15 protein-coding genes and 1 pseudogene are annotated in these 24,642 nt (G+C 49.0%); 4 read left to right on the top strand and 12 right to left on the bottom strand.

Annotated features, from left to right (window positions below):
• Position 1: 1 nt before the first annotated feature.
• The 4 genes and pseudogenes from J4G07_00860 to J4G07_00845 form a co-directional block, all read right to left on the bottom strand.
• Complete coding sequence (locus tag J4G07_00860) at positions 2-1,018, bottom strand: MoxR family ATPase (protein ID MCE2412529.1); 1,017 nt, start codon at positions 1,016-1,018, stop codon at positions 2-4.
• Positions 1,019-1,480: 462 nt separating this feature from the next.
• Positions 1,481-2,918, bottom strand: a pseudogene (locus J4G07_00855) (sulfatase-like hydrolase/transferase).
• 134 nt (positions 2,919-3,052) lie between these two features.
• Positions 3,053-4,261 (bottom strand): phytanoyl-CoA dioxygenase family protein, encoded by a 1,209-nt coding sequence (locus J4G07_00850; protein ID MCE2412528.1) that lies wholly within the window; start codon positions 4,259-4,261, stop codon positions 3,053-3,055.
• Between the two features lie 58 nt (positions 4,262-4,319).
• A complete protein-coding gene (locus J4G07_00845; protein MCE2412527.1) occupies positions 4,320-5,279 on the bottom strand; it encodes an aldo/keto reductase in 960 nt (319 codons plus the stop codon).
• Positions 5,280-5,456: 177 nt separating this feature from the next.
• On the opposite strand from J4G07_00845, the gene J4G07_00840 reads away from it, so the two are divergent.
• Both J4G07_00840 and J4G07_00835 read left to right on the top strand, forming a co-directional pair.
• A complete protein-coding gene (locus tag J4G07_00840) occupies positions 5,457-6,947 on the top strand; it encodes a M81 family metallopeptidase (protein MCE2412526.1) in 1,491 nt (496 codons plus the stop codon).
• An 80-nt stretch (positions 6,948-7,027) separates the two neighbouring features.
• Positions 7,028-8,395, top strand: coding sequence for a hypothetical protein (locus tag J4G07_00835; protein MCE2412525.1), 1,368 nt, complete (start codon positions 7,028-7,030; stop codon positions 8,393-8,395).
• A gap of 108 nt (positions 8,396-8,503) precedes the next feature.
• Here the strand turns inward: J4G07_00835 and J4G07_00830 are convergent, their stop codons facing one another.
• The 6 genes from J4G07_00830 to J4G07_00805 form a co-directional block, all read right to left on the bottom strand.
• Positions 8,504-9,475, bottom strand: a complete 972-nt coding sequence (locus J4G07_00830) for a PD40 domain-containing protein (protein MCE2412524.1) — start codon at positions 9,473-9,475, stop codon at positions 8,504-8,506.
• A gap of 153 nt (positions 9,476-9,628) precedes the next feature.
• On the bottom strand, positions 9,629-9,820 hold the full coding sequence (locus tag J4G07_00825) for a hypothetical protein (protein MCE2412523.1): 192 nt from the start codon (positions 9,818-9,820) through the stop codon (positions 9,629-9,631).
• Between the two features lie 616 nt (positions 9,821-10,436).
• On the bottom strand, positions 10,437-11,447 hold the full coding sequence (locus J4G07_00820; GenBank protein MCE2412522.1) for a glycosyltransferase: 1,011 nt from the start codon (positions 11,445-11,447) through the stop codon (positions 10,437-10,439).
• Between the two features lie 221 nt (positions 11,448-11,668).
• Positions 11,669-12,793: a PD40 domain-containing protein gene (locus J4G07_00815; protein ID MCE2412521.1), complete on the bottom strand. Its 1,125-nt coding sequence runs from the start codon at positions 12,791-12,793 to the stop codon at positions 11,669-11,671.
• A gap of 80 nt (positions 12,794-12,873) precedes the next feature.
• The gene (locus J4G07_00810; GenBank protein MCE2412520.1) at positions 12,874-13,173 is read right to left on the bottom strand and encodes a hypothetical protein; all 300 of its coding nucleotides are present in this window, start codon (positions 13,171-13,173) and stop codon (positions 12,874-12,876) included.
• A 154-nt stretch (positions 13,174-13,327) separates the two neighbouring features.
• The gene (locus J4G07_00805) at positions 13,328-14,338 is read right to left on the bottom strand and encodes a PD40 domain-containing protein (protein ID MCE2412519.1); all 1,011 of its coding nucleotides are present in this window, start codon (positions 14,336-14,338) and stop codon (positions 13,328-13,330) included.
• A 622-nt stretch (positions 14,339-14,960) separates the two neighbouring features.
• On the opposite strand from J4G07_00805, the gene J4G07_00800 reads away from it, so the two are divergent.
• Positions 14,961-17,840 (top strand): sigma-70 family RNA polymerase sigma factor, encoded by a 2,880-nt coding sequence (locus J4G07_00800; GenBank protein ID MCE2412518.1) that lies wholly within the window; start codon positions 14,961-14,963, stop codon positions 17,838-17,840.
• 131 nt (positions 17,841-17,971) lie between these two features.
• Here the strand turns inward: J4G07_00800 and J4G07_00795 are convergent, their stop codons facing one another.
• Positions 17,972-19,207: a hypothetical protein gene (locus J4G07_00795; GenBank protein ID MCE2412517.1), complete on the bottom strand. Its 1,236-nt coding sequence runs from the start codon at positions 19,205-19,207 to the stop codon at positions 17,972-17,974.
• Between the two features lie 130 nt (positions 19,208-19,337).
• Between J4G07_00795 and J4G07_00790 the strand changes: the two genes are divergently transcribed.
• Positions 19,338-21,182 carry a Rieske (2Fe-2S) protein gene (locus tag J4G07_00790; protein MCE2412516.1) on the top strand — a complete coding sequence of 615 codons (1,845 nt, stop codon included), beginning with the start codon at positions 19,338-19,340 and terminating at the stop codon, positions 21,180-21,182.
• Between the two features lie 102 nt (positions 21,183-21,284).
• Here the strand turns inward: J4G07_00790 and J4G07_00785 are convergent, their stop codons facing one another.
• A complete protein-coding gene (locus tag J4G07_00785; protein ID MCE2412515.1) occupies positions 21,285-24,620 on the bottom strand; it encodes a right-handed parallel beta-helix repeat-containing protein in 3,336 nt (1,111 codons plus the stop codon).
• Between the last annotated feature and the right edge of the window lie 22 nt (positions 24,621-24,642).

Here is a 24,642-nt window from a genome sequence, read left to right as displayed (position 1 = left end):
CTTAATTTCCTTCAGACAACTCCTCAAGGAGTCGATTGACGATGTCTTTACTGGTGATATTCTCAGACTCCGCAGCAAAGGAGGTAATAACACGATGCGCCAGCACTGGATTCGCCACCGCAACAACATCTTCAAGTCGTGCCATGTAGCTGCCACTGAGTGCTGCACGGGCTTTCGCACCGAGAATTAGATACTGAACCGCCCGCGGACCGGCACCCCAAGCAACGAGGGGCTTCAACCAGTCAGGAGCTGCATCGCCTTTTGGACGTGTGCTCCGGGCGAGATCCACAGCGAATTCGTAGATGTGCTCAGCGACCGGGACGCGACGCACAAGGTCTTGAAACGCACGCACTCGCTCACCCGTCAGAACGTGCTCCAGTGTCGGGAGAGACGCGCCAGTCGTCGTCCGGGCAATCTCAATCTCTTCAAACCGTCCCGGATAGTCCACCTCGATTCTGAACATGAACCGGTCTAATTGTGCTTCCGGTAACGGATATGTGCCTTCCTGCTCGATTGGGTTTTGTGTCGCTAAGACAAAGAAAGGAGGATCCAGAGAGTAGGTTCTGCCGATGACAGTGATTTTGTATTCCTGCATCGCCTCAAGCATAGCGGCTTGGGTCTTTGAAGGGGCGCGATTAATCTCATCCGCTAAAATAAGATTTGCAAAGAGGGGACCCTTTACGAACTCGAACTCCCGTCTGCCGCCGGGGATTTCCTGAAGAATGTCTGTGCCGGTGATGTCCATCGGCATGAGATCAGGCGTGAATTGGATACGACTAAACTGCAACGCCATCGTTTCAGCAAACCGACTGACCAGCAATGTTTTCGCCAAGCCGGGAACCCCCATCAACAGCGCGTGACCTTGAGAAAACAGACATATCGACAAGTGTTCGATGACCTGCTCCTGACCAATGATGATCCTCGCCAGTGATACCTTTAACTGGTCGTAGACGTCTCGGAGTTCATCAATTGCAGCAACGTCATCGGCATGCATTCCGTTATTTGTTGAGGTCGCCATAATATTCCTTTTCAGTGGTTTTCAGTTTTCGGCCTTCGGTTATCGGTAAGAGGTCTTCGTTTTACAAGGGAAATCCGCAAAACACCATCTTTAACTGATAACCGATCACTGAAAGGGTTGCATAGCAACCCGTGCTGAAAACTGTTCTTCTAAACGTGGTATCTGATCGCATTCAATTATTAGTGACGCACCGTCGCAGCGGAAATGGTGCATAATTTTAGAAGAATCAAAAAACCACCTATATGCAAACACAAAGCACAGAAAAACCCTTTACTACGGTTTGAACTTACGTTAGTTGTTACTTCTTAGTGACACACTTTTAGGGTGAAAAGGTTGCAGAATCTCGGAAAACCACCGAAGTCCGTCGGATTCCTCTGTGCGTTGGCGTGAATTCTTAAACCGAATTCACGCCAATCGCGTTTACAAAGCACACCCATTCAGCATACCAAAGTCGCAGTTTTGTTAGTGCGAAGCGACACGCGGTATCATCTGAGGGTGCGCATAAACGGTCGCGTCGAAGCTTTTCTGCATCAATTCCCATTTGACGGCTTGATAATCGGCATGCTCCGAAAGATCGTTATGTTCCCAAGGGTCGTTGTCGAGATCGTAAAGTTCACAAAGCCCTTTTTGATGGTAGGTTACAAGCTTCCAGCGTTGGTCCCGATACATCGTGGCGTGTGTCTGATCGGGCATTGAGATTGCATCGAAAAATTCGCAACGAACCGCCTCTCGATGCTCGTTGGCAGGAACATCACCGCGCAATAGTGGGGCAAGAGATTTGCCTTGTACGTAGTACGGAACCTCCACACTTGATGCATCATATAGTGTAGGAACAATATCAAGCAGTTCAACGAGGGCGTCGCTTTGAACATCCTGTAAGAAATGTCCGGGCCACGGATCCTTCGTAAAAACGGCACCCTTTGTATACCAACCCGTGGTCGCCAAGTGCCTCTCCATGGTCAGAAGTGAAGATAACAATCGTATCTTCACGAAGTCCCTCGGCATCAAGGTAGTCGAGTATACGTCCGAACTCATGGTCGAGTTGTTCTATCATGGCGTAATAAGATGCTTGCATCCGTTTGTCGTCCCACTCCGAAGGTGGTTTCGCCTGAGATTGGAAATCGATACCCGCATCTGTCAATTGCGACTGAAAGGCGATATCGCTCTCCTGAAAATAGGGACCGGGCAGTGTTTCCGGGTCGTACCGTCGATAATACTCCCACGGCGCGTCAAACGGTGGATGTGGGTCAAATGGATTGATACTCAGCATCCACGGCTGATTTTCTCGACGATTTTTCTCGGCAAATTCGATTGTTTTCTCGGTGCACCAGTAAGTCTGATGCAGGTGCGGTGGAACATTATCGCGATCGGGGGACGGTTCATGCACACGCCCACTCCTGTTCGGATACCTTTGAGAAATTGCCTTCTCCGCGATCAACGCCTCAGGATCGACCCCTTGTGCACGTTGCCAATCGGCATATTCGTGTCCGAGCGCATTCGGTTTCCCATGGTCATGGCTATACTGGAAGTAGCGGTATCCATCATCCACGCGCTGTTCTTGTGCCTCAAAAGCACTCGCGAGATGGAGTTTACCAATTAACCCACAGTCATAGCCATCTTGCGCCAATGCGTGAGTTATCAATCGATCTTCATAATATTCGGGGAAAACGGCGTTACCGTTGCCAGTGACGCTCACGGCTGAAGGGTACATACCGGTCATAAAACTCGCACGAGAAGGTGTGCAGATGGGAGATTGGCAATAGGCGTGGGTGAATGTGACTGACTGACGCATGAATTCATCGAGTCTCGGCGTGTTGATGTGTGAATTTCCCAACGCTCCGATAGTGTCGAAACGTTGCTGGTCTGTGCAGTACCATAAAATATTTGGACGTTTTTCCATGTTTGCTCCTTTTTTAGTGGCTGTCAGCCATCGGCTTTCGGCTGTCAGTCAAGAGGCTTTGTGAGGCGATAACCTCTTTGCTGACCGCTGATGGCTACTCTACTGGCTGACTGCTGATTACTGACTGCTGACGGCTATCCTACTATTTCACTCAGTGCCGAATCAGTTGTGACGACATGTTTTCCACCTGAACCCTCAATTCTGGTTATCATCAAGGCTTTGAGTTCTTTCAGCTCTAACGGTGTCAGTTCCTCAACGAGAGGACTCGCAATGAAGTTCCGATAGGCACGACTGGTGTCCGTTTTGGGCATGATGTACATCGGGATGATGGCTTGCAACATTGCGGCGCGTTTACGCGCTGTCCGGTTCACCCCGGCGCGATGCCAAATTCTGGAGTCGTAGAGGATATAACTCCCACCCGGTGCCTCGACGACATCCGCATCTGGTCCGTTGTAGGGCAACCCGTGGGCAGCTCGATAGCCAGGTTGTCGATAGATGTGTCCGGGTCCCCATTCGTCCGGTGGACCTTCACCGAGCGTATGCGATCCAAGTTTGAAACAGGTTGCACCGTTCTCCTTGCGGAATTCGGAAACACACAAATTGCGCTGAACACCCATAACCAATTCCGGGAAATTATGGAGTGGTATCTCTGGACCAGTGCCACGCGTAGCGAAAATCCCCCAATGGTAAGGGAAATCGGAATGCCAACCTTGCACATCCCGCTCGCCATCGTCCGGCGTGAGTATCGCGAAACCGGGTGGATGCCCCAGTCGAATTTCGCTCGTTCGCATATATTGGCGCATCACCCACAAGGACACTGGTTCTGTTGCTGCTTGTGCCACGGCAACACCCTTCACCAGTGAGCCTGTGCTTCGGTCATAGGTTTCGTGATCCCACCGCCCCGTACAACTAATCCGCGCCAATTCTTCAACAACATCGGGTGCTATGATGGACGGAAGACATACCCAACCGTTCTCTTGGAGCGATTTTAGATACTCCGATGGCAGATGCGCAGGTCCATGTCCAAGAGAAAAGACCGTTCCTTCATCAACTGCTGCAGTGCCGTCACTGGCAAGTCGAGCACCGTTATGCTGAAGATAACAACCTTTCTCTGAACCCGCAGCCTTCGCTTCAAGGACAAGATCGGTGACCACATGACGATACGCAGTGCCACCTTCAACCGACTCCCATATCGCTTTATCATCTACATAATCAAAAACTGCAAGTCCATCGCCAGACGCGCCAAGAAACTCACCGTTCGGGGCGCGCAACAACGTCCAATGTGCTGACGGACGCTCCACACGAACGACGCGTTCTTGAAAAAGCTCATTCTCGTATGCCATCAACTTCACTCCTTATCTGTTTCCAATATCCGAAGATTCACTTTAACGCGCTTAAGTACTACCATGCATACGCCTCTGGTGCTTCACCACCAGGACCCGTCCAAATCTCATCAAGTTTCGCGAGAGTTTCATCGTCCAGTTTCAATTCCAAGACCGATAAGTTCGCCTCAAGTTGTTCGATCGTCCGCGGACCAATAATCGGTGCTGTAATGTCTGGATTGCTGAGCACCCATGCCAGAGCAACGTTCGCGGGAGGTTCTCCCATTGAGGCGCAAAGTGCTTCGTAGGCTTCAAACTGTGCTCGATGCGTCGCAATCGTTTCTCTGTGCGATTCCCTTCCCCGTCGACCGGTGGTCGGGTTATCCAGCACACCGCAGAGCAGCCCACCTCCCATCGGACTATAAGGGATCACCGCCAAACCGAGTTCGCGGCAACACGGTAACACTTCAAGTTCAATTTTCCGGCTGCGGAGATTATAGACGCTCTGCTCTGAGACGAGTCCAAGGAAATTGCGTTGCGTAGCGATACCCTGCGCGTGGGCAATGTGCCACCCTGCGAAGTTGCTACTGCCGACGTACGAAATTTTGCCTTCACGCACCAATTGCTCCATCGCTTGCCAAATCTCATCCCACGGTGTCCGACGATCAATATGGTGCATCTGATATAAATCTATATGGTCAGTTCGTAGGCGACGTAGACTGTCTTCGCATGCGCGACGGATATGGTACGCCGATAGTCGACCGTCATTGGGTCCCTCACCCGTTGAACCGTACAATTTGGTCGCCAAGACAATCTGATCGCGTCGACTTTTATCCTCTGTCAACCAATTTCCAACAATCGTCTCTGTTAAACCATCGTTATAAATGTTAGCGGTATCGAAAAAGTTAATTCCGGATTGCAATGCCCGGCTGAGGACCGGCAACGAATCTTCTGCGGATGTATGCCCCCCAAAATTGACAGTTCCGAGACAGAAACGACTTACCCGTAGCCCAATCCGACCGAGATAGGTATATTCCATAGTGATTGCTCCTGTATGAATGTTCGTAACTCTTAAATTTGGCAGTTAAACACGTTTGCTAACCATTTTATCAAATCTTGGCTTTTTGATTAACAAAAATCTGGCACACTTTTGCTTGCTATGCCGATAAATACATGGTAAATTGGTTTCGTATCCAAGTGCGAAAGGAGATAACGCATGCGAATTGCAGTCGGTTGTATCGGACACGAAACTAACACATTTTCACCCGTTTTGACAACCATTGAGAGTTTCAAAAAGGGGAGTTACCACCGCGGTGAAGAGATTATCGCCGCGTTTCGAGGCACTCGAACCATTACCGGCGGTTTCCTTGATGTCGCCGAACAACTCAATTTACAACCTGTCCCGCTCCTGTGGGCGTTTGCGACACCTTCCGGCATGGTAGAGCAAACCGCTTATCAGACCCTTAAAGCGGAGTTCCTGACGCTCTTACAGAACGCTGGAGAATTTGATGGGGTCCTCCTCGACTTACACGGCGCAATGGTAACAGAGGAGCATGAAGATGCCGAAGGCGACTTGATTCAGGCAGTTCGTGAGATCGTAGGTGAAACGTGGATCGTCACAACACTCGACTTACACGCCAATATCACCGATAAAATGGCACATTACTCCGATGTTATCATCGGGTTTGATACCTATCCGCACATAGACTGCTACGAACGCGGGTTTGAAGCAGGGCAACTTCTCTTCGGTATGAACCAAGGGAAGATTCAACCGACGATGGCATACCGTCAACTCCCTTTACTGACCGCGCCGCCTGCGCAGTGCACAATGAAAAATCCAATGATAGAAGTTATCCAAGCACTGCATCACCTTGAAACCGAGCGCGGTGTTGTAACGGCAACCCTCTCTATGGGCTTCCCATTTGCGGATATAACGGATGCTGGCGTTTCAGTCCTCGTCACCACCAACGGGGATATGGCACTCGCAGAGACCCACGCTGACCAATTCGCCTCCAATATTTGGAACATGCGCGAGCAGTTTACTTTTAACTTACACACCGTCGAAGCTGCAATCGAAATCGCCAACGAAACAGATGGCAACCCGATTGTACTCGCCGATGGCGCGGACAACCCTGGCGGTGGCGGTCCCTGTGACGGCACAACGATTTTACGAAAGTTTATTGAGGCAGATGTTCAAGACGCAATCATCGCGGTCATCGCAGATCCCGAATCAGTTGCCCAAGCAGTTGAAGCAGGTGTCGGAAACAGTGTTCGGTTGAATGTCGGTGGCAAAACGGACACACAACACGGAGCACCCGTCGCGCTAACAGCATCCGTCAAAACCCTCTCTGACGGCAGATTTATCTTGAAGGGTCCAATGGGGCGCGGCACCGCTGCGAACATGGGCAGAACAGCCGTCGTCCAAGTCAATGGCATTAAGATTATCCTCACAGAAAGACGGATTCAACCTTACGATGCGCAAGTACTTCGGAGTGTTGGGATTGAACCGCAGGCGCGCAAACTCATCGCCCTCAAATCCGCTGTCCATTTTCGCGCAGACTATACACCCATTGCGCACCAGATTTTGGACGTGGATACCCCCGGCGTTCACAGTCCGAACCTTTTCAGTTATGACTATCAGAAGTTAAGGCATCCGATTTACCCGCTCGATCCAACCGTTACTTACGGTAAAACCGACGCAACCTAAATCTGTTACGCTGTAGGGGTAGGTCTTGTGCCTACCCTTCTCTCACCGAAAACCGATCACCTATTCAAAGGACAAAAAACGTGACAGAAAGACGCGTCTCTGGAAACTACGAAATGAATCTGGTGCTGACAGGAGAACTGACCACCGAACCGGTCAAAGTCTTCTTCTCCGGAGATACAACGTTAGGCAAAAGGGCATACCTCGCGATTTCTACTGACGAATTCAAGATTGTCCGCGAAATCAATACTGACACACGAACTTGGAAGACGTATAATAACATCGGAAGACCGCCGTGGAACATCAGAATTCTGAAGAAAGGCAATTTTTTTAGGTTCTGGGTCAACGATACAACCGGTTGGATGCGGGGCCCGTTGGGTGAATGGGAAGACCTTTACGAACCCACTGACAACAGCCTTGGCGTTGAAACCCCGTCAGGTGTCCGACTCCAGTCCTTCACCGTGACAACCCTCCCATGGCTCCAAGAGATTACCAAACCGATTATATCCCGTGGTCCCAAAGGTTCTTTCTATGAGAAACAGGTCATCCCGGGCGCGATTATTGAATACGACGGTTTGTATTACATGTACGTCATGACAGGAATGGCAGGTGATGAGGAGGGGTCTTCAAGACGGTCAATCGGTGTGACTGTGAGTTCAGACCTGAAGCAGTGGGAAGGACACGTTGAACCCCTTATCTCCTATCTCGATACGCCGTATGATAATCTCTATATCAGCGGTGCAGTCGTTACAAATGACGGGCGCGTCGCTATCATGTTCTCTGCACAGAAGTTCCCAGAATGGCGAGGGTTCATGTTGGCTATGGCAGACTATCCGATGGGTCCATTCTTTCAATATCCGAACAACCCAGTCTACAAACACTTCACCCACGCGCACGAATTCGACCTCATCCGTGCTGAAGGGTTACCGTCCCGCTATCTCCTTTTCTACGCGGGTTTCACGCCAGAGCCACAACGCGGATTGGCAGGCGATCGCGGGTATCTACTCTACAGCAATGATTTGGTGAACTGGCATCCCGACGAGCGGAATCCGGTCTTTGCTCCCGAAACACTGGATAACTGGGACGCGATTCACGTCCGACCGAGATCCTTGAATCGGGTCGATGATATGTGGTATCTGTGGTATGAAGGGTGCAACACATGGAAACCGGAAGGTGTGTCCCATCACGGGTGGTGGGATACAGTAGGACTCGCACGTTCAAAAGACCTCATCAACTGGGAATACTATCCGAGAAATCCAGCACTGCCCGGTCTCGGTATCAACGCCGAGCAATTCGACAGTAACTGGGTAGGCTGGCCCCGTATGTACATCAAAGACAGTGTCGGATACGTTTTTTACACAGGAAACGCCCAAGTCGGATTACGAACAATCCGGCTGGACAATCTCACCAACTGGCAGACGGAAGGCGGACAGACATTCGATTTGCTGTAACACACTGCCCGTAGGAGCGAACTTTACTCGCGAATTTGCTAATCGCTGATCGCTGAAGGCTGAACACTTCCGGTGTTTCTTTGGATTTTCCCACGCTGCACACTCACTTTACTCCTTCTTCACTTCAGCCCAAATTGTTGTGATTGTCTTTTTCGCTGGCTGAACGGGCAACACCTGTGGATCAAACCAATCGGCGTGGAAATTGCTACCACGGCGGGTGAGTTTTTGGATTTGACTCGTACCCAAATTGATTTTAAAGAGCTGCGTATGATTTCCGATTTTCTGTTGATAAAGAAGTTCCTCTCCATCTGGAGACCATGTAGGATGGGATGCCCTCCCACCCTTCTCAGAAACAATTCGTCTGAGTTCGCCACCAAAACGATTCAGCGTGTAGATTGTCCCTTTAGGGACATCCTGTCTCAATACTGGAATGTGGGCAAAGGCGATTTGGTCGCTATTCGGAGACCAAGCCGGTTGGGTCATTCGCAGCCAAGGCTCCGGATGGATCGTTTCTTGATCACCGGTCTTTAGGTTGACAAGTCGAAGTTGGTAACTTCCTGGATTTATAGCTTGTGCCAAACAGAACGCGATCTGCGTTCCGTCGGGAGACCATGCTGGATCCCCTCCAAGAAAACCCGTCGAAGCGATTCTCTTGGCATCGCGCCCATCAGTCTTCGCAATATAGATAGCCCATTCAGCATGCAGCGTGTAAGCAATCCATTTTCCATCGGGAGACCATGCTGGATGTTCTCTATGTGCAAGCGTCTTAAACACCCTCCTCACATTTGTCCCGTCCGCATCCATAATGTAGATGTCCCATTTCCCATCGCGATCGGAGTTAAAAACAATCTGTTCGCCTGTTGGTGACCAAACGGGTGCCGAATCGCGCGCTGGGTGATTGGTTAATCTCACCCGTTGACTCCCATCTGGGTTCATCATATAAATTTCCGCGTTGCCGTCAAGAGTGGAGCTAAACACGATTTTAGCAGTTGCTGGAGCATTTGCCAAAACAGGACACAGCCCTTGGTACAACAGCATCAGACTGAGTGTAAAAAAAATAAACAAACACGAGCGGTTCATAAGATTCTTTCCTCCATCTGGTATCATGAGGTAACCTAACCCCTGAAAAAGGAGTTCCCCAATGCCTATTGTATCATTTTTTCTCAAATAGACGACTTCTTTCTGGGACTTGAAAAATATCAGGCGCAACACCGATTACCAACGACACTCCCTTTACCGAAACCCTCCATTTCGGAAGTGCTGTCTCGCATACGCTAGCCGTTCTGGGACACCTATATCAATCCAATTCGCATCGGTGCACAACGTCCACAAATCGGACACGTAAGGGAAAACATTCTGTTCAATTGAGAAACTGTCCCTATCCTTGGGAAACACCTCAGTAATTGCTTCGTTGAAGAGATACATTCCCCCATTGATGTATCCTGCAGAACAGGTTAATTGTTTCTCACAGAAGGTTATAATTTTCCCGTTTCTGTCGGATACAATCTATCCGTAGGGACGCATATCATCAACATACACACTCAGTAACAATCCTGTCATGTCTTGGGCGAAAGTAATTTAACATCCCTCGGAACGAAAAGTTATCAAGGAGCACATCGCCGTTGAGGCCAAAAAAGGGGACGCGGTGATATATTTCATAGCGTTCCGGATCGCGCCGCCGGTACCGAGTCTTTTCTCTTCTTTCGCATAGCGAATACACACCACCGTAGCAGTCTCCCACGCGTTCATACAGCACATTGTGCAGGTGGCCCGAGGCGAGGATGACCTCTCTGACACCTGCCTCTTTGAGTAGTTGCAGTTGCCAATTCAACACTGTTTGATCAGCAATGTCAAGCAAAATCTTGGGACTGTTTTCGTAGTCTCACCCAACCGCTTTGCTAAACCGCCACACAGAATAATCGCTTGCATAGGATACCGGTACCTTCTTTCACTGGCAGGGTGTTCCGCCCGCCCGTAAGAGTTGATTCGTTTAAAATTTGCGAATATCCACCAAAATCATTAGTATGAGTGACAACCCAGACTACAGCACCGACCCGGAAAGTGTGTCTAAAATGTGAGATACCTTCTCTCTATTATCATCGCATATTTCAGTGAGAAGCGTCTCAACCTGCGGGCGTGAGTGAGAGTTGAGAAGCTCTTTAGCAAGTCCAACCTCAATACTTTCTGCGGAATAGTGTGGATGCTGAAGTGCTTGAGATCGGACAGTCCCATGATTGTTATCATAATTATAGCAGAACAGATTAGGGAAAGAATTGAAAGTGGACATCGCCTCAGTTTCGATCTGTCGCTGCGTTAATGAGTGAATAAGGTTAATAAAATGCTCCGAAATGGCATCGGAAGAAAAACTTTCTGCCAATTTCCGGCCCTCCTTGGAGAGCCGATCTATTTCTGAGCTATCTGCCAATAACTGCTTTGAGTCCTCGAGAACGTGTTTCAAGTATTCGTGGTCTGTAATCTCTCTTTTTGAATCTATAAAAGCACAGGCGTTCCCAAACTCAGGTATAGCAACACTCGTCCCTATAAGCGTAGGGACTCCGCAAGCCAAACCCTGGAACAGTAGCGAACTGGAGCTTTGTAAGTTTGCATGGAAGAAGCAGATATCCATAGCGTTGAATAGCATCGGGAGCAAGTGTGGATCCGTCCCAAGTTGTTCAGTTTCTGTATAAAAAACAAGGTTATTAGGCAGATTATTTAAATACATATCTGGTAACTCAGGTGCGAATACAACAAAGAAGAGTTCTGGACACAACTGAGCAATGAATTCCCCAACACGATAATTGACTTCGGGCACTTCTCCAAGGATGATTCCGACAACGGGTTTTTGGAAGACCTCTTGTGTGTCAAAAATGGCGTTTATACATCGCTTCCCTATTATCTTGTCTTGGTATGGCTGAAACCTTTCGAGATCAATCGGATCAGGGAGAAAAGAAAAATCAATGTCAGATGACAATATTTCTTGAAAACGATGTATGAGCCAAGGGGCATCAACGACGATGGCATCAAAGGGACGCTTCGCTCCGTATACAGCCAAAACAAAATTTATAAAAGCAGCTCCGTTTTTAGCACCACTATGAATGCGTACAATAGTGGGCACACTGTTCCAAGAAAAGAATTGTGTAGTTGCTCAAAGGCTTGATAAATGGTTTTTCATAAGGATTCATCATCCTCGCTGATTGTTTTATTGGTAGCAGTACTATGTCCACCCAATCTAAGATGCCATTCCGCTTGCAGTTGAAGCCACTGCATCAGTTTTTAATCTGTTTTTTCTTTCAGCCTGCCCCAGACGGTTGTCTGCTTCTCGATGCTCGGCGATACAGAGAGAAACCCCTCCGGCACCCACGCAGGAGATAAATTTTGCCGTGCACCCGTTACAAGTGGTTGACCGCGCCCGTTCCCCGCCGCGTCTATAATATAGATGTCAGCAGTTTGCCAGAGTATTGTCTCTGAATAAACGTAGGCAATCCACTTGCCATCGGAGGACCATGCGGGAGAACCAATCTCCGGAAGAGGAGGTCGAGGTAAAAGCGGAAAGGCGGGTTCCTTATTCCCTAATATGGGTATCGGACCGCCTCGGGTGAGTTGGCGAAAGTTCCTGCCATCCACGTCAATCACACAGAGATGCTCTCGCCGGGTGTTAGGGATGTAGACACTAAAAGTGATCTGTTTGCCATCCGGAGACCACGCACATCCTTTCCCAATCAAACCTCTGTTGGCGTTAGGCACTCGTCTCAACCGTTCCCCATCGGCATTCATTATATAGAGACCGTCCCTCTTACCCCCTCGATTGTGGGATAAAGAGACAAAAGCGATCTGTTTGCCATCCGGAGACCACGCAGGGTGCTCGTTTCCTCCAAAGTCTGTCAATTGGACCAGATGTGCGCTTTTGACCTCCATTTTGTAGATTTCGCTGTCACCTTCGTTATCATGGGAGACAAAGGTAATCCACTTGCCATCCGGAGACCACGCAGGAGCCAATTCTTTTTCGCGGCGATGTGTGAGTCGCCGGTGTTCCCTCGTCCGTGTGTCCATGACATAAATCTTAAAAACTCCATCTCGCCCGGAGACATAAGCCAAGAAACGTCCATCTGGAGACCAGGTATGCACAGGCAATCCTATGCCAGCCCAGGGACCAAACTCATCCGTTGGGTGGTTCGTCAAGTTGCGGGCGTGCTCACCGTTGATGTCCCTGACATAGATATCAAAGTTTCCTCCACGATTGGAAGCAAAAGAGATCCGGTCGCTTTTAGCAGCGTCTGCCCAGTTGGCTATGAACAGCAGACCACCACTTAGAAAAAGGACAATCCCTAACATTGTATAATATACAAGCCCGCCTTTTATCAGAAAGAGAGGGTCCTCAATCCTTGTCCATCTCATCATGTCCTCCTCGCAAAGTTTTTTGAAAGGTCGGTCCTGCTGAAGAAACAGCAGGACCGATAACAGCAGATTGATAGAGGTTCTTACGGATCAACACACTTGAAGTGCCATCCCAGAGATATCATGCATCCCGGTTCCTCGTCCGGGCCGTTATCGCAGTCGGGAGACCATTGCCACTTCTCTCCTGATTCGCAGACTTGCCCCTCAGGACACTGAGGGCAACCCTGATGATTGCCATGCGCCTGTGTCGAGGAGGGGAGCATTGCCTGTGCTAACAACAAACTCCCGCCTGCGATACCTACTACAAGCGGTGCCTTGACACCGACACGTCCTTCCTCCGATTGCAGGAAGTCACGGAATTTATCGCGAAGGTTATTTTTCATCTCGGTTTTTCTCCTTTCTGCTGGTGCTTCTCTTCCGGCAAGATTGGATTCCCAAACAGTATTGGGAACACCATCTCCAGGACGAATACTATTGATACGGGAGTGAAGCCCTCCCCTTGGATATGCTTTCTAAAGAAAGTATTTCTCCATGATGTTAGTCTCGTGTTTTGAGTTTCCCCCACGTGGTCGTCAAAAGGGACGGTTGGGGTGACACCGGCAAAGCAAACGCCGGATCGAACCAATCGGCGCGGAAATTATTACCCCGGTGTGTGAGCTGCTCTGGGGTACCGCCGTCCAAAGTGGCTTTAAAGAGCTGTCTGGAGCCACGACCTTGATGATTGTAAATGTTGTAAATGAGTTCATCCCCGCGTGGTGACCAAGTAGGGTTAGACACTCCAATGTCTGCTCCAGACTCAATAATCTTCCTGAGTCCGCTACCATCTCGGTTCACAACGTAGATATCTATGGTATGCACTCTCTTGTTAGCTTCTAAAAAACCGTTCTCTTGCCTACCGTTCCAAGAAAAGGTTATCTGATCACTATCGGGTACCCAGATAGGTCTATACATCGAAATACTCCTCGGAAGAAGTTTCTCTTTTGCATGCGTTTGTAGATTGATAATCTCGACGCTGACGTCCGGAAATCTGAGGTTGCCGTTGTCAGCCCAAACAAACTCGCCTGCCATAAAAGCTATCTCAGCACCGTGGGGAGACCACGCAGGCCATAAGCCATCCGCAAGTTTTTCCTCATTTGTTCCGTCAATTGAGGCGGTGTAGATAGAGAATGTGTGAAATCGGTGATAAGCAATCGCTTTTCCGTCAGGCGACCACGTTGGAAACTCTCTGCCTATTAATTTTTTGAACACCTGACGCACATTCGTTCCATCGGCATCCATAAGGTAGAGATCTGGTATCCCACCTCGATCCGAGAGAAAAAGAATCTGTCTACCTGTCGGCGACCAGACAGGCGCGGAATCATTGGCACGGTGCCGGGTTAAGTTTTTCTGATCAGAGCCATCCGGGTTCATGCTATAAATCTCAAAGTTGCCATCACGCGTTGATCTGAATACGATTTTGGCAGTTTCTGGGGCTTTTGCGAAAAGTGAAGAAACGTTCGCACATAGTAGTATCCCACTGATTACGTAGAAGGCGCGTACATATTTCATCTGTATTCCTCCGATAGTCACTTAAAAAAGTTAATATAACGCAAGTTACGGGTTGTAAGGATATCCTTTAAAGTTTAAAGACACCGTTTTGCAGCGAATGGGTGCATAAACACCAATTTTTCTTCAGATTGGTATAACTCGCATACCCACCGAAAGTAAATGCCAAAGATATAAGAGAAGGGTCGTCGCGTGACATAGGTGTACCCTCAGTTGCTTAGGAATTGTGTGTTATGCTACAATTAGGTTAGCCTTGTTATCGCGATAGAATCGCACGGACGCGTCAGTTGAAAATATCCCGACGAAAAACTAAACCATCGTCCGCTATTTGAACGGGAACTTACTCAAAATCGCGCAGCGTCAGTTCAAAAAAAATATTTCGTGATCCTACTGACAGCTGAGGGTCAATGTAGGCAGATTTCTTGCCCTAAACAAGCCACCAATTCGTAAAAAAATAAAAAAACTCATATTTTTCAAATATTTTCGATCTAAATGCACCCTTTTCCCAATAAATTGTGTCTTTATAATTAAAAAAGGGTAGCGTAATTCTAATTAAACTCTATTAACGAAGATGGTTCATCAACCAAGGAGGATCCTTCATTAACCAAGATGGTGGAGAATTCTGATGATAGATAACGATGTGCAACTGATTCGCAGAATTTTGTCGGGCGACGACGAAGCATTCAGTATATTGATGCGGAAACACCAAAAAGGTGTTCATGCCCTTCTATGGCGGAAAATCGGGGATTTTCAGACTGCCGAGGAAATTACCCAAGACACCTTCATCCAAGTCTACAAAAAACTTGGGACACTGGAGGATCCAAACCGATTTGATGGATGGCTTTATGTCATCGCCAATCGACTCTGCATTAATTGGATAAAGCGAAATAAAGCGAAAACAGACAGGTTGAATATGCAATCCTTAGAGGAGACACTTCCAGAAGAGGTAGAAAAGGCTTCCCATTTCCATCAACGTGAAACTGAAGCCACAAATCGTCGCCAGAATCTCGTCAAAACGCTTCTGGAGAAACTTCCAGAGAGTGAACGCACCGTCGTGACGCTCTACTACCTCGGCGAAATGACGGCGAAGGAGATAGGTAAATTTTTAGGCGTGTCGGTGAATACAATTAAGAGCCGACTCCGGCGCGCACGCAAGCGTCTACAAGAAGAGGAAACGCTGGTGCGCGAAACGCTGAGCGGCGTGCAATTGTCTGACAATCTCACTGAGAACGTCATGCGACACATTGCCGACCTGAGCCCGACACCAACACCACCGGCAAAAAAACCGCTACTCCCTTGGGTAGCCTTCGGTTCTGCAGTGGCATTAGTAATACTCTTTGGCATCGGCGGTCAATACCGCCTCCGGTTCCAGCAGCCATATAGTTTTGACGCACAATCTGAACCTACCATTGAACTCGTTGATGAGCCTATCTACCTTGAGATTGTCGCAAAACCCGCGGTGCGGAATCAGATCGGCAGAACAATTATCCCCAGTAAAAACAGCGGTACCGGCATGCAACCCTCGCAGACCACCCTCACAACAAACGCGTGGGACGACGAGGCCTCCCAACTTTCGAATTCACAGTGGACACAGTCAATCGGACCCAAAGGCGGTATCGTCTTTAACATCTTTGAAGCTACTGACGGAACAATCTATGCTGCCGCAAAAACGGGACTCTATAGATTGACCCCCAACGCGACATGGGTGCTTATTAACACCAATATCCCCACCGGACAGTACCGAGTGCCTATGACAGAACACCAAGGTATCCTTTATACTGTTTCCGTTGATGAGGTGCTCGCTTCAGGAGATGGCGGTGAAACGTGGGATGCTCTCGGACCGCGTCCGAAAGGGGTCGCGAATGGACTCATCGTCACAGCGGAAACCCAAAAATACGACCCGAAAGCACCTGTAACGTTGTATATTGCCCTTCAAGAGCAAGGAATCTTTCGATCTACTGATGCCGGTCAGCACTGGACACCCATAAACAACGAATTGACAGGGAAACGGATTTTTACAATCGCTGTAGTGGGAAACACCCTATTCGCTGGCACAAACCAAGGCCTCTATCGTCTCAGTTCGAGCAACTGGCAGCAATTGATCACTGACGCATCCGGTGCCGTTTACGCCTTGACCGTTGAGAAAAATAACCTCTACGTTGGAATGGCACCTGATGTTGTCTACTCGGAATCCACTAAATCATTTCCAGAGATACCAAGGACCATTGAAGTATTACAGAAAAGGATCTTCCACTCACCAGATATTGGAGACTCATGGACTGAAATAACACCTACGGATGAATCTGGCGTCATAAACTTAGAATCCGCTATACAGGTCCTCGCTGCAGGTAAAACCCTCTTCGTCCTCGGAGTAGCCGAATTTCGATCCACCGATGGTGGAAAAACTTGGACCCACCTCAGATCTAACATCAGTTCACTTGGCACACCGAGATTTCCATCTGTTGCTATCGATGAAAATACATTTTACAAGGCAGATGCATTTGGGATCAGCCGCACAACCGATGCTGGTGAGTCTTGGCACCCGTATGTAGACGGAATGACAGGTCCCGCAATGTACGACTTGATTGCCCTAAATCATAGACTCTATATGCATATCGGCAGAGACCTTGTCCGGTCAACGGATGGCGGTGAGACTTGGGAAAGTGTTCACTTCAATACCCACGAGCACACACACAAATTGGATACAGATTTTTATAACAACGTAAAGTTAACCATCGCCGATAACGTCCTCTACGCCATTTCGATTCAGGAGAACAAACCGAGTATCTTCCGCACATTTCCTGCCGGTGAAGAACTCATCCCGATTCATGGGGTCCCCCCTTTTGAAGCTGAGCTAGCACCAGACAATGACTCTGCCTCATATATGTGGCATCTACTGAGGGAAAAAAATACGAAAATCGGAGCCTTCGTCGTCGATGGTGAAACATTTTACGCTGAATACAATCACCGGCTTTTCAAGTGGAAACCTGGCACTCCGGAATGGATAGACACAGAATTCGTTGGTATCAGTCCCAAATTTGCATTGGCGGTTTCTGGGGAAACCATCTACGCCGGTAAGACGAATGGAAAATTGTTTCAATCCTTTGACAGCGGAGACAGTTGGAAAGACATCACGTCAACGCTACCGATCCGCTTTGCGCATTTCAAGGAGATTATCTTCGCGGGTTCAACAATTTGTATCGCAACCGACAAAGGTGTCTTGATCTCAAAAACTGGAGAACACTGGCAAGTCATCACTGATAAAAACCAGATGCCCACCGTCATAGGCAAATTCGCTGTAGACGGCACGACACTCTATGGGGTCGGTGATAGTGGTACCTATCGATTAGATGCTCACAGCGAGTGGGAATTGCTTTCTGCAGACGTTCCCGATAATATTCTATCACTCGTTGTCAGTAACGATCGACTTTACGTCGGAACCCATAACCATGGCATGTTCCACATCTCACTTAAGGAGCGAATGGATATAGCCAACTCGTTCTAAACTTTCCCGTAAACTCACAACATCCACAGCCATGAACCACTCACACGAAATAATGGTTAACAACTACAAACCAGTAAGCGTATCAACTTATGGGGAGGCTCCACAGTCGCCCGGCATCCTCCCCACCTCTATCACCTCTCCAAAACCACGCCTTCCCGTTCAATACGCGCGAAGGTTTCTTTGTATTCAGCACTGCCATCATCATCCCAATACGTCGTAGAAATAGGGGAGGTGTAACGCATCGAAATCAGGCGACTCCGATCCGGACGGACCATGAAAAGCGAATTCGTCGGATCCGCGATGTTATACATACGTGTGCCGTTCCTGAATTGAGAGTTGAGAATCCACCGCTTCTGTTCCGGTAGATTTAAAGACTTCAGACGTTCTAATTCATCACGATTCAGTGTCACCCCAAGTCCAGGAGATTCAGGAACACGTAGGAACCCGTTAATCGGGGTCAATTGCTCGTTGACCACATCCGTTTTCCACGTCTCGGTATCCGAATGGAAATGAAAGGTCGCCGTTGGAAACGCCGCCATCATGTGGGTTGTCATCGCACGCGTGATATTTCCTCCTACATTTTGAAGCATGAACGGACTCTCATTTGCCGCAAAAAGTCCTGCGCGCCGAACCGCATCACCAATCTTCGCGTGCCCAAGCATGTAAATGTCCGCAGGTCGCATAAACACCTCGTACGTCGCCCCCATCGGAAAGTGATGCAGCACAATCGGCAATCTTGAGCGTTGGCGGAGTTCGATGTATCCCTGTATGTCTTCACCGGGCAACGGGTCTTCAAAACAACCCGCGATCCCGTATTGAGACAACGCATCAACCAATTCAGGAATATGGTCATCTGTTCCGCCCATCGTGAAGTCGTAATGGATCTTGAATCCCTCCGGTGCGACGGCTTCCATCGCCTCGGTTTGGTCGATGACATTCTCGAAGGGTGAAAGATGATATTTCATCCATGTGTACCCTTGTGCTGCATACGTAGTGACGGTCTCTGCCATACGCGTGGGATCAGTCGAAACCGTCCAACAGCCCACAGGCACCCATGAACGATACTTTTGTCCGAACAACTTATACACGGGCACGCCCGCTGCCTTCCCCATTAAGTCGTACATCGCCGTACCAAGTCCAAGCGAGGTTTCGTCTCCTACCCAGTCAAAGGGATTTGACCCGATGTATTGATTGATAACATCTTGAGGTTCGCGTCTCCCGCTCTCACCCAACCCTTCCAAGCCGGTGTCTGTGCGGACAACATATATAGTACGCCGGATCGGACCGTAGTAGTGATTGAGTTGGTAGGCGAGAAAATCTTGGTATTCAAGCGTAATTTCATGAATTTCAATCTCTGTAATTTTCATATTCAATGCCCCCTGCCAAACTTGCCTTAAAAATTAATAGATGCTATAATTATAGTTAGAATGAAACAAAAAATGAAAATTTTTACACCGAATGTGTTTGAATTGAGTGCTAAGTTTCAGGAGGTTAATTGTGCGTACTTCAACCTTTACACCCGAAGAAGCCGGTGCCGGGACTATTAATTTTGAACCAGTACCCGTGGAGACGATGGATCAAACCGATCTTGACTATCATCAACTCTGTCGCGCTGATGAGTTCCAAGACTTGGAAGGCAAACCGTTCCACGTCAACGGCACACACATGGCTGTTTTCAAATACCAAGATAAATATTACGCAATTGATAATCGGTGCCCACACATGGGGTATCCTATGTCCAAAGGCAGCATCCGAGATGGTGTCCTGATTTGTCATTGGCACCACTGGGAATTTGACCTCAAATCCGGTGGTTGCTTTCAGGCTTTCGGCGATGATCTGAAAGCGTTTCCCGTCGAACTCCGCGATGATGGCTATCTGTATGTTGGATTAGCAAAGGGTGAGCGAGAAGCAGCAAAACGACGCGTCATTGACCGTGGCAAACGGGCACTTGAGCGAGGGCTCAAAGACCGTAGCACCTTCTTTATCGCGAAAGCTGTCACCGCCCTTCGGGACGCAGGCGCAGCACCGAACGAAATTATTCACCAAGGACTCCACTACGGCGCACATAAGAGTAGCGAGGGGTGGTCGTCTGGTGTCGCTATCCTCACTTTAGCGGCGAATTTGTGGGACGATGTAGACCCAAAAGACCATAACCTCTTCCTTGTACACGGCTTGAGTCAAATTAGCCGTCGAACGACAGGAAGTTCTCGCCCCTATCGCGCACCGTTTCCCGCAATGGGTGAGGAGCACGACCTTGAAACACTCATGCGGTGGTTCCGCTACTTTATAGATAAACGGCACTCAGGTGCAGCCGAGCGTATCTTGTTGACGCTTAATAACCGAGGCTACGATAAATCGGTGATTGCGGATTTTGTCTTCACTGCAGCGACCGATTTCTACTTTACAGGCGATGGACACGCCCTCGATTTTGCCAACAAGATGTTCGAGGCGTTGGATTATGTCGAATGGGAAGGCGCACACGAAATCTTACGTCCGATTGTTGTCGATCTCGTGAGCCGAACTCGTCATGAGGAGACCTCGCGTTGGGCAGATGCCGTGCCTGTCTTAGAACCCGTCTTTGAGCGGCTTGATAGTATCTGGAAAGACAACCAAGCCAACAAAGCGAAACTCGATATTTCAGCGTTTACACAGACACTTCTCGGTGACGATTTCGAGCCGACTGTCGTTGAAGTCGAAGAAAAACTGCGTGCCGGTGTGAATCCGAGAGACATCTGCCGTGCGATGACCTATGCTTCTGCAATTCGGACGGCTCGTTTTCATCTGAAGAACGAAGGCGATTGGCACGATGTCGCGAACATTTACTCGTATGCTCATGCGCTTTACCACGCTTTTGAGTATTCACCGAGTGCCAACCTACTACGCGGTATTTTTCACGGTGTCGTTTTCTTGGCATATCTGCGTTGGTTGAACATGCCTGCCGCCCGCATACCAAGACCAGGGCAGCGGATACCTGATGAAACCTATGATTCTTCTGATAAAATGCTGGAGAGGCTACAAGAGTTTGCGGACTTCCAGAAGGTCTATGAAGCAGAAATTCTGGTGAACCAATATCTGGAAGAAGGGCATGAGATTGCGCCATTGAAACAAGCACTCGCGCACATCCTGCTCCGCGAGGATGCAGAACTGCACATGTTTCAGGTGCTGGAAGTGGCATTCCGGCATTACGAGTTAGCGGTTGATCGCGAAGAGCAACGGATGCACTTATTGGCAGCGACCCGTTACATCACAGCACAGAAGCTGATGAAGAACATCTTGTGGTCTACCGAGAACGCAGAGCGTCTCGCGCGGGGTGAGTTATTGAGTGAACGCGACGATGATTGATACCGCTGGCTTATAAAGTAGCCCCCAAAATATGTGGACAATTGTTCAATGAACAAGGTCCTATCCTTGTAGGCGAGGATTCTATCCTCGCCTATTCATTTGCTACGGATGTGTAAGGAAGCAATCTTGAACGGTGATGCTTTCGGACGAGCGTTCTTCGCTCTTGACTTTGATTGCTTCGCCGCCTCCGATAGGTCTCCCATATTCGCGGTGCACCGTATCGATACGACAGTCGGTAATCGTTACGTTGTAAGACTCAGAAAGCGTAAGCCCATCGTTATCCGTCCGGATGTTCACGTTGTCGATAAGCGTTCCGTCACAATCTTCAGCCAGAATCGCGGAATCGCCGCCTCTATGGACACTCAAGTTTCGGATTTCCACATTTTTACAGCGTTTCAAGGCGATACATACGCTACCCATGCCATCAAGGGTCCCAGGACCGTATATTTTCACGTTTTCCAAGTCCTCTCCAACAAGCAATAAGGAATCTGGATTAGGGTTGGAAAACATAAGGATCGCCCCTGCGTCAACCGCGAGCGTAACGTTGCTTTTCAGATGGATAGAACCCGTTGCATAGACACCTGACGGCACGAAGACTGTCCCACCCCCAGCAGTATAGCAGGCTGTAATGGCTTCGTTGATCGCGCCTGCATCATCTGATTTTCCATCGGCAACAGCACCGAAATGCCGCACGTTATATGTGCCAACTTTCGCAAGTGCTTCCGCAGTCAGTTCTGCGAGTGTTTCCTCGCGTTTTCTATTGGTATACTTCTCAAAGTTCGTGACCCATTTCTTAAGGGTGAGGCTGCGGACAGATGCGGCATAGTCCACCAGCGTTTTTAGCGTGTATTCATATCTATGCTGGTCTACTTTGCCTTCAAGCATTTTCCAGAGTTCAGCTGCCTGCGTTGCCATCTCAACACCCTCTTCCATGTTGGCGTAGATGTCTTGGATGAGGGTTCTGCCGATAGAAAGTTGCTGATCGTGTTCTGTGAAGTGGAAGGTAACGAGGTGTGCCTCCCCGCGCAACGGATCTCCATATATTTTTTGAAGCCCTTGGGCATACTGTGCTAACACGCGCTCACGCAACGCAGGTGTCATAACACCTACACCGTCTTCATTGACGACATAAGGGGTCTTGTTTTCCGTCATACCGGGGTCGGAGGAATCAAGCCATATACCGCGGTACCCACGATAGTTGTAGGACTTACGCGTCACCTCTTCAAGGATCATCAGGATAGTCTTGACTGTTTCAAGTACATCTGGAGCATCGCCAAATGTCTGCTGAATCCATTCCGTGTAAATCTCATCTACCGTCAGGTCTGGGTTCCAAGCGAGTCGTCCGAGTCCATAATAGTTCACGGCGTTCAATGGACATTTCGTCCACGCCGGTGAGGGCGAGATCATGGACACCCCCATGATGCAGTCCACACTGAATTTGTTCAGGCTCCCCGGTCCATTGCGATACGTGTCTTGTTCAAACCACCATTTCCACTTTTTGACCCAAGAGACGGGCCAACTCTTGTCAACGACGAGTTCACTTCCATATAGGTTTTTCTGAATCGCACCATCAAGCGCTGGTATTGGTGCCCACAGATCCCAATCCATGGGGCTGCCTTTCGGGACTATAACAACGTTGTCTCGGAAATTACCATCCTCGTGTGCGAATAAATCATACGGAATCAAATTTCGGTAGGGTTCAGGTGTGTATCGCAGATTGCCGTAGACGAACGCGCGCACAAGTACCTTCCCATCATACGGCTTTAGTGTATCCGCAATCCGGTTCGTCATCGGAGGGCGCGGATCGCCGTTCTGTTTCTCTGAACCGAGTTTCATCATGTATCCACCGAAGTCAGGCACGCGGGCATAGAGGGTATCAGCGGTTTTAGGGTCGAGTGCAAGGAGATAACTCGGACTCCAATAAAGTTTGATACCGTAGTCTCGGCAGATGTCAGCGAGTTTTTCGACCTCATCGAGATGATCCAGAAAATTGTTGCGATAATGCCAGTTAATTTCACTCGGACAAAGCGCATTCCAACCGCACGATGCCAACATGCGCACCCAATCTCGGATGCGTTTGGTATCGCCAGTCCGCAACTCTTCCCAGCTGAAAATTGAATCGTCTCTGCCACCACCGCGCCATCTGTCCCCGAAAAGTCCGCGGAAATACGACCAGTGTGCCACCATACGGATAGGCACTTGCGGATTTTCCAGCACATCAAATGCGAGCGGATCCTGTCCAATCTGGATGCGGCGAATCAGGTCGAAGGTACCGAAAACAACCCCCGCGGGTATTCCTCCGGCAACAACAATCGCTCCTTCCATTGCCTTGATGACGAACCCATCACCTTCGATTCGATCCAGTTGGAGGTCTGCAGCACGATCGCGGATCCAGTTGGAGGTTTCAACTGTACCGAGAATAATCTTCGGTCCAGTGACAGGGACAGTCTCCGAAATGGAAGGCGTGAAGCCGAACATGGATTCTACCGCCTGGACTAACTCAGAACCAGCCATCTGAACAGTCGAATTCGCTCCCTCAGCAACAATGTTTTTGAATAAATCCTGACTGTGTTGTTTTGTAGCAGGCGGATCGAACTGTAACCACGCCTTGTAGAGTGTCCTGTCTATTTCTTGGTACTTGTAAGTGTTCTGCCTTCTTTCAGCCGGATTCGTATCCCGTCTTCCCGCATAAATGGCTTTGGTCTCATTGTAAATCCGACGGACTTCAGCATCGGTGAGTGGCTTGTTATAGATGCGCAAATCGTCGAGATAACCGACAAAGCGTTCACCCGTGTGAATCTCCGTTAAACCCTCTTGACGCAGCGGCTCTGTATTAACTGTTGATAAATCAATTGTTGCGATCTGTTCGCCATCCCGCCATCCCACGATTTGCTTCGCTTTGTCGTCGTAGGCAACCGCAAACAGATGCCATTCGGAATCGCCGATGGAGGCTTTCACATGCGGATAGAACGCCCATTCGCGCATGTCGTACTTGTGCCAGTCATAGTCGAGAATCCCTTCCCAGTATTCAAAATCCTTTTCACCACGGAAACGCACCTGGAAACAGCCACGATAGGTGTTAAGTTCGAGACCATCGTTGTTATACCTGAGAATGTTGGACCTATCCGATATCGTATTTAGCCAAAAACAGATTGTGCCGCGCGACATCGCAAGTGGAGAATTCTCAGGCACCGGAATCCGCATCGGTTCGGTCTTGGACATTGTTTCAATACAGGCACGTCCTTCACCGAGCGAATAAATCTTTGTTTCACCCAGCACGGCGTGGTTCCCATTCCCAGAGAGGTCGGTCCCCGTTCCGTCGTCAAAATCCCAATGACCAACCAGCCCTCCGATTTCACCCGCTGGTACACTACTGAGTTCACCTGCCAATACCAGTGCCGCTATTACAAAAAGGGTAAGGAGTACTTGATATTCCATGTGTAGTCTCCATATATCTGTA

The sequence above is a fragment of the Candidatus Poribacteria bacterium genome (assembly GCA_021295715.1).
GTDB lineage: Bacteria > Poribacteria > WGA-4E > WGA-4E > WGA-3G > WGA-3G.
Note: the sequence above shows the minus strand (reverse complement) of the source record. Positions and strands in the feature narration are given on the sequence as shown.

Coding starts and splice junctions, on each gene's coding strand:
- J4G07_00845 (MCE2412527.1), bottom strand. CDS start 5,279: ATGGAATATACCTATCTCGGTCGGATTGGGCTACGGGTAAGTCGTTTC.
- J4G07_00815 (MCE2412521.1), bottom strand. CDS start 12,793: ATGATGAGATGGACAAGGATTGAGGACCCTCTCTTTCTGATAAAAGGC.
- J4G07_00825 (MCE2412523.1), bottom strand. CDS start 9,820: ATGTATCTCTTCAACGAAGCAATTACTGAGGTGTTTCCCAAGGATAGG.
- J4G07_00830 (MCE2412524.1), bottom strand. CDS start 9,475: ATGAACCGCTCGTGTTTGTTTATTTTTTTTACACTCAGTCTGATGCTG.
- J4G07_00800 (MCE2412518.1), top strand. CDS start 14,961: ATGATAGATAACGATGTGCAACTGATTCGCAGAATTTTGTCGGGCGAC.
- J4G07_00805 (MCE2412519.1), bottom strand. CDS start 14,338: ATGAAATATGTACGCGCCTTCTACGTAATCAGTGGGATACTACTATGT.
- J4G07_00860 (MCE2412529.1), bottom strand. CDS start 1,018: ATGGCGACCTCAACAAATAACGGAATGCATGCCGATGACGTTGCTGCA.
- J4G07_00795 (MCE2412517.1), bottom strand. CDS start 19,207: ATGAAAATTACAGAGATTGAAATTCATGAAATTACGCTTGAATACCAA.
- J4G07_00810 (MCE2412520.1), bottom strand. CDS start 13,173: ATGAAAAATAACCTTCGCGATAAATTCCGTGACTTCCTGCAATCGGAG.
- J4G07_00850 (MCE2412528.1), bottom strand. CDS start 4,261: ATGGCATACGAGAATGAGCTTTTTCAAGAACGCGTCGTTCGTGTGGAG.
- J4G07_00785 (MCE2412515.1), bottom strand. CDS start 24,620: ATGGAATATCAAGTACTCCTTACCCTTTTTGTAATAGCGGCACTGGTA.
- J4G07_00840 (MCE2412526.1), top strand. CDS start 5,457: ATGCGAATTGCAGTCGGTTGTATCGGACACGAAACTAACACATTTTCA.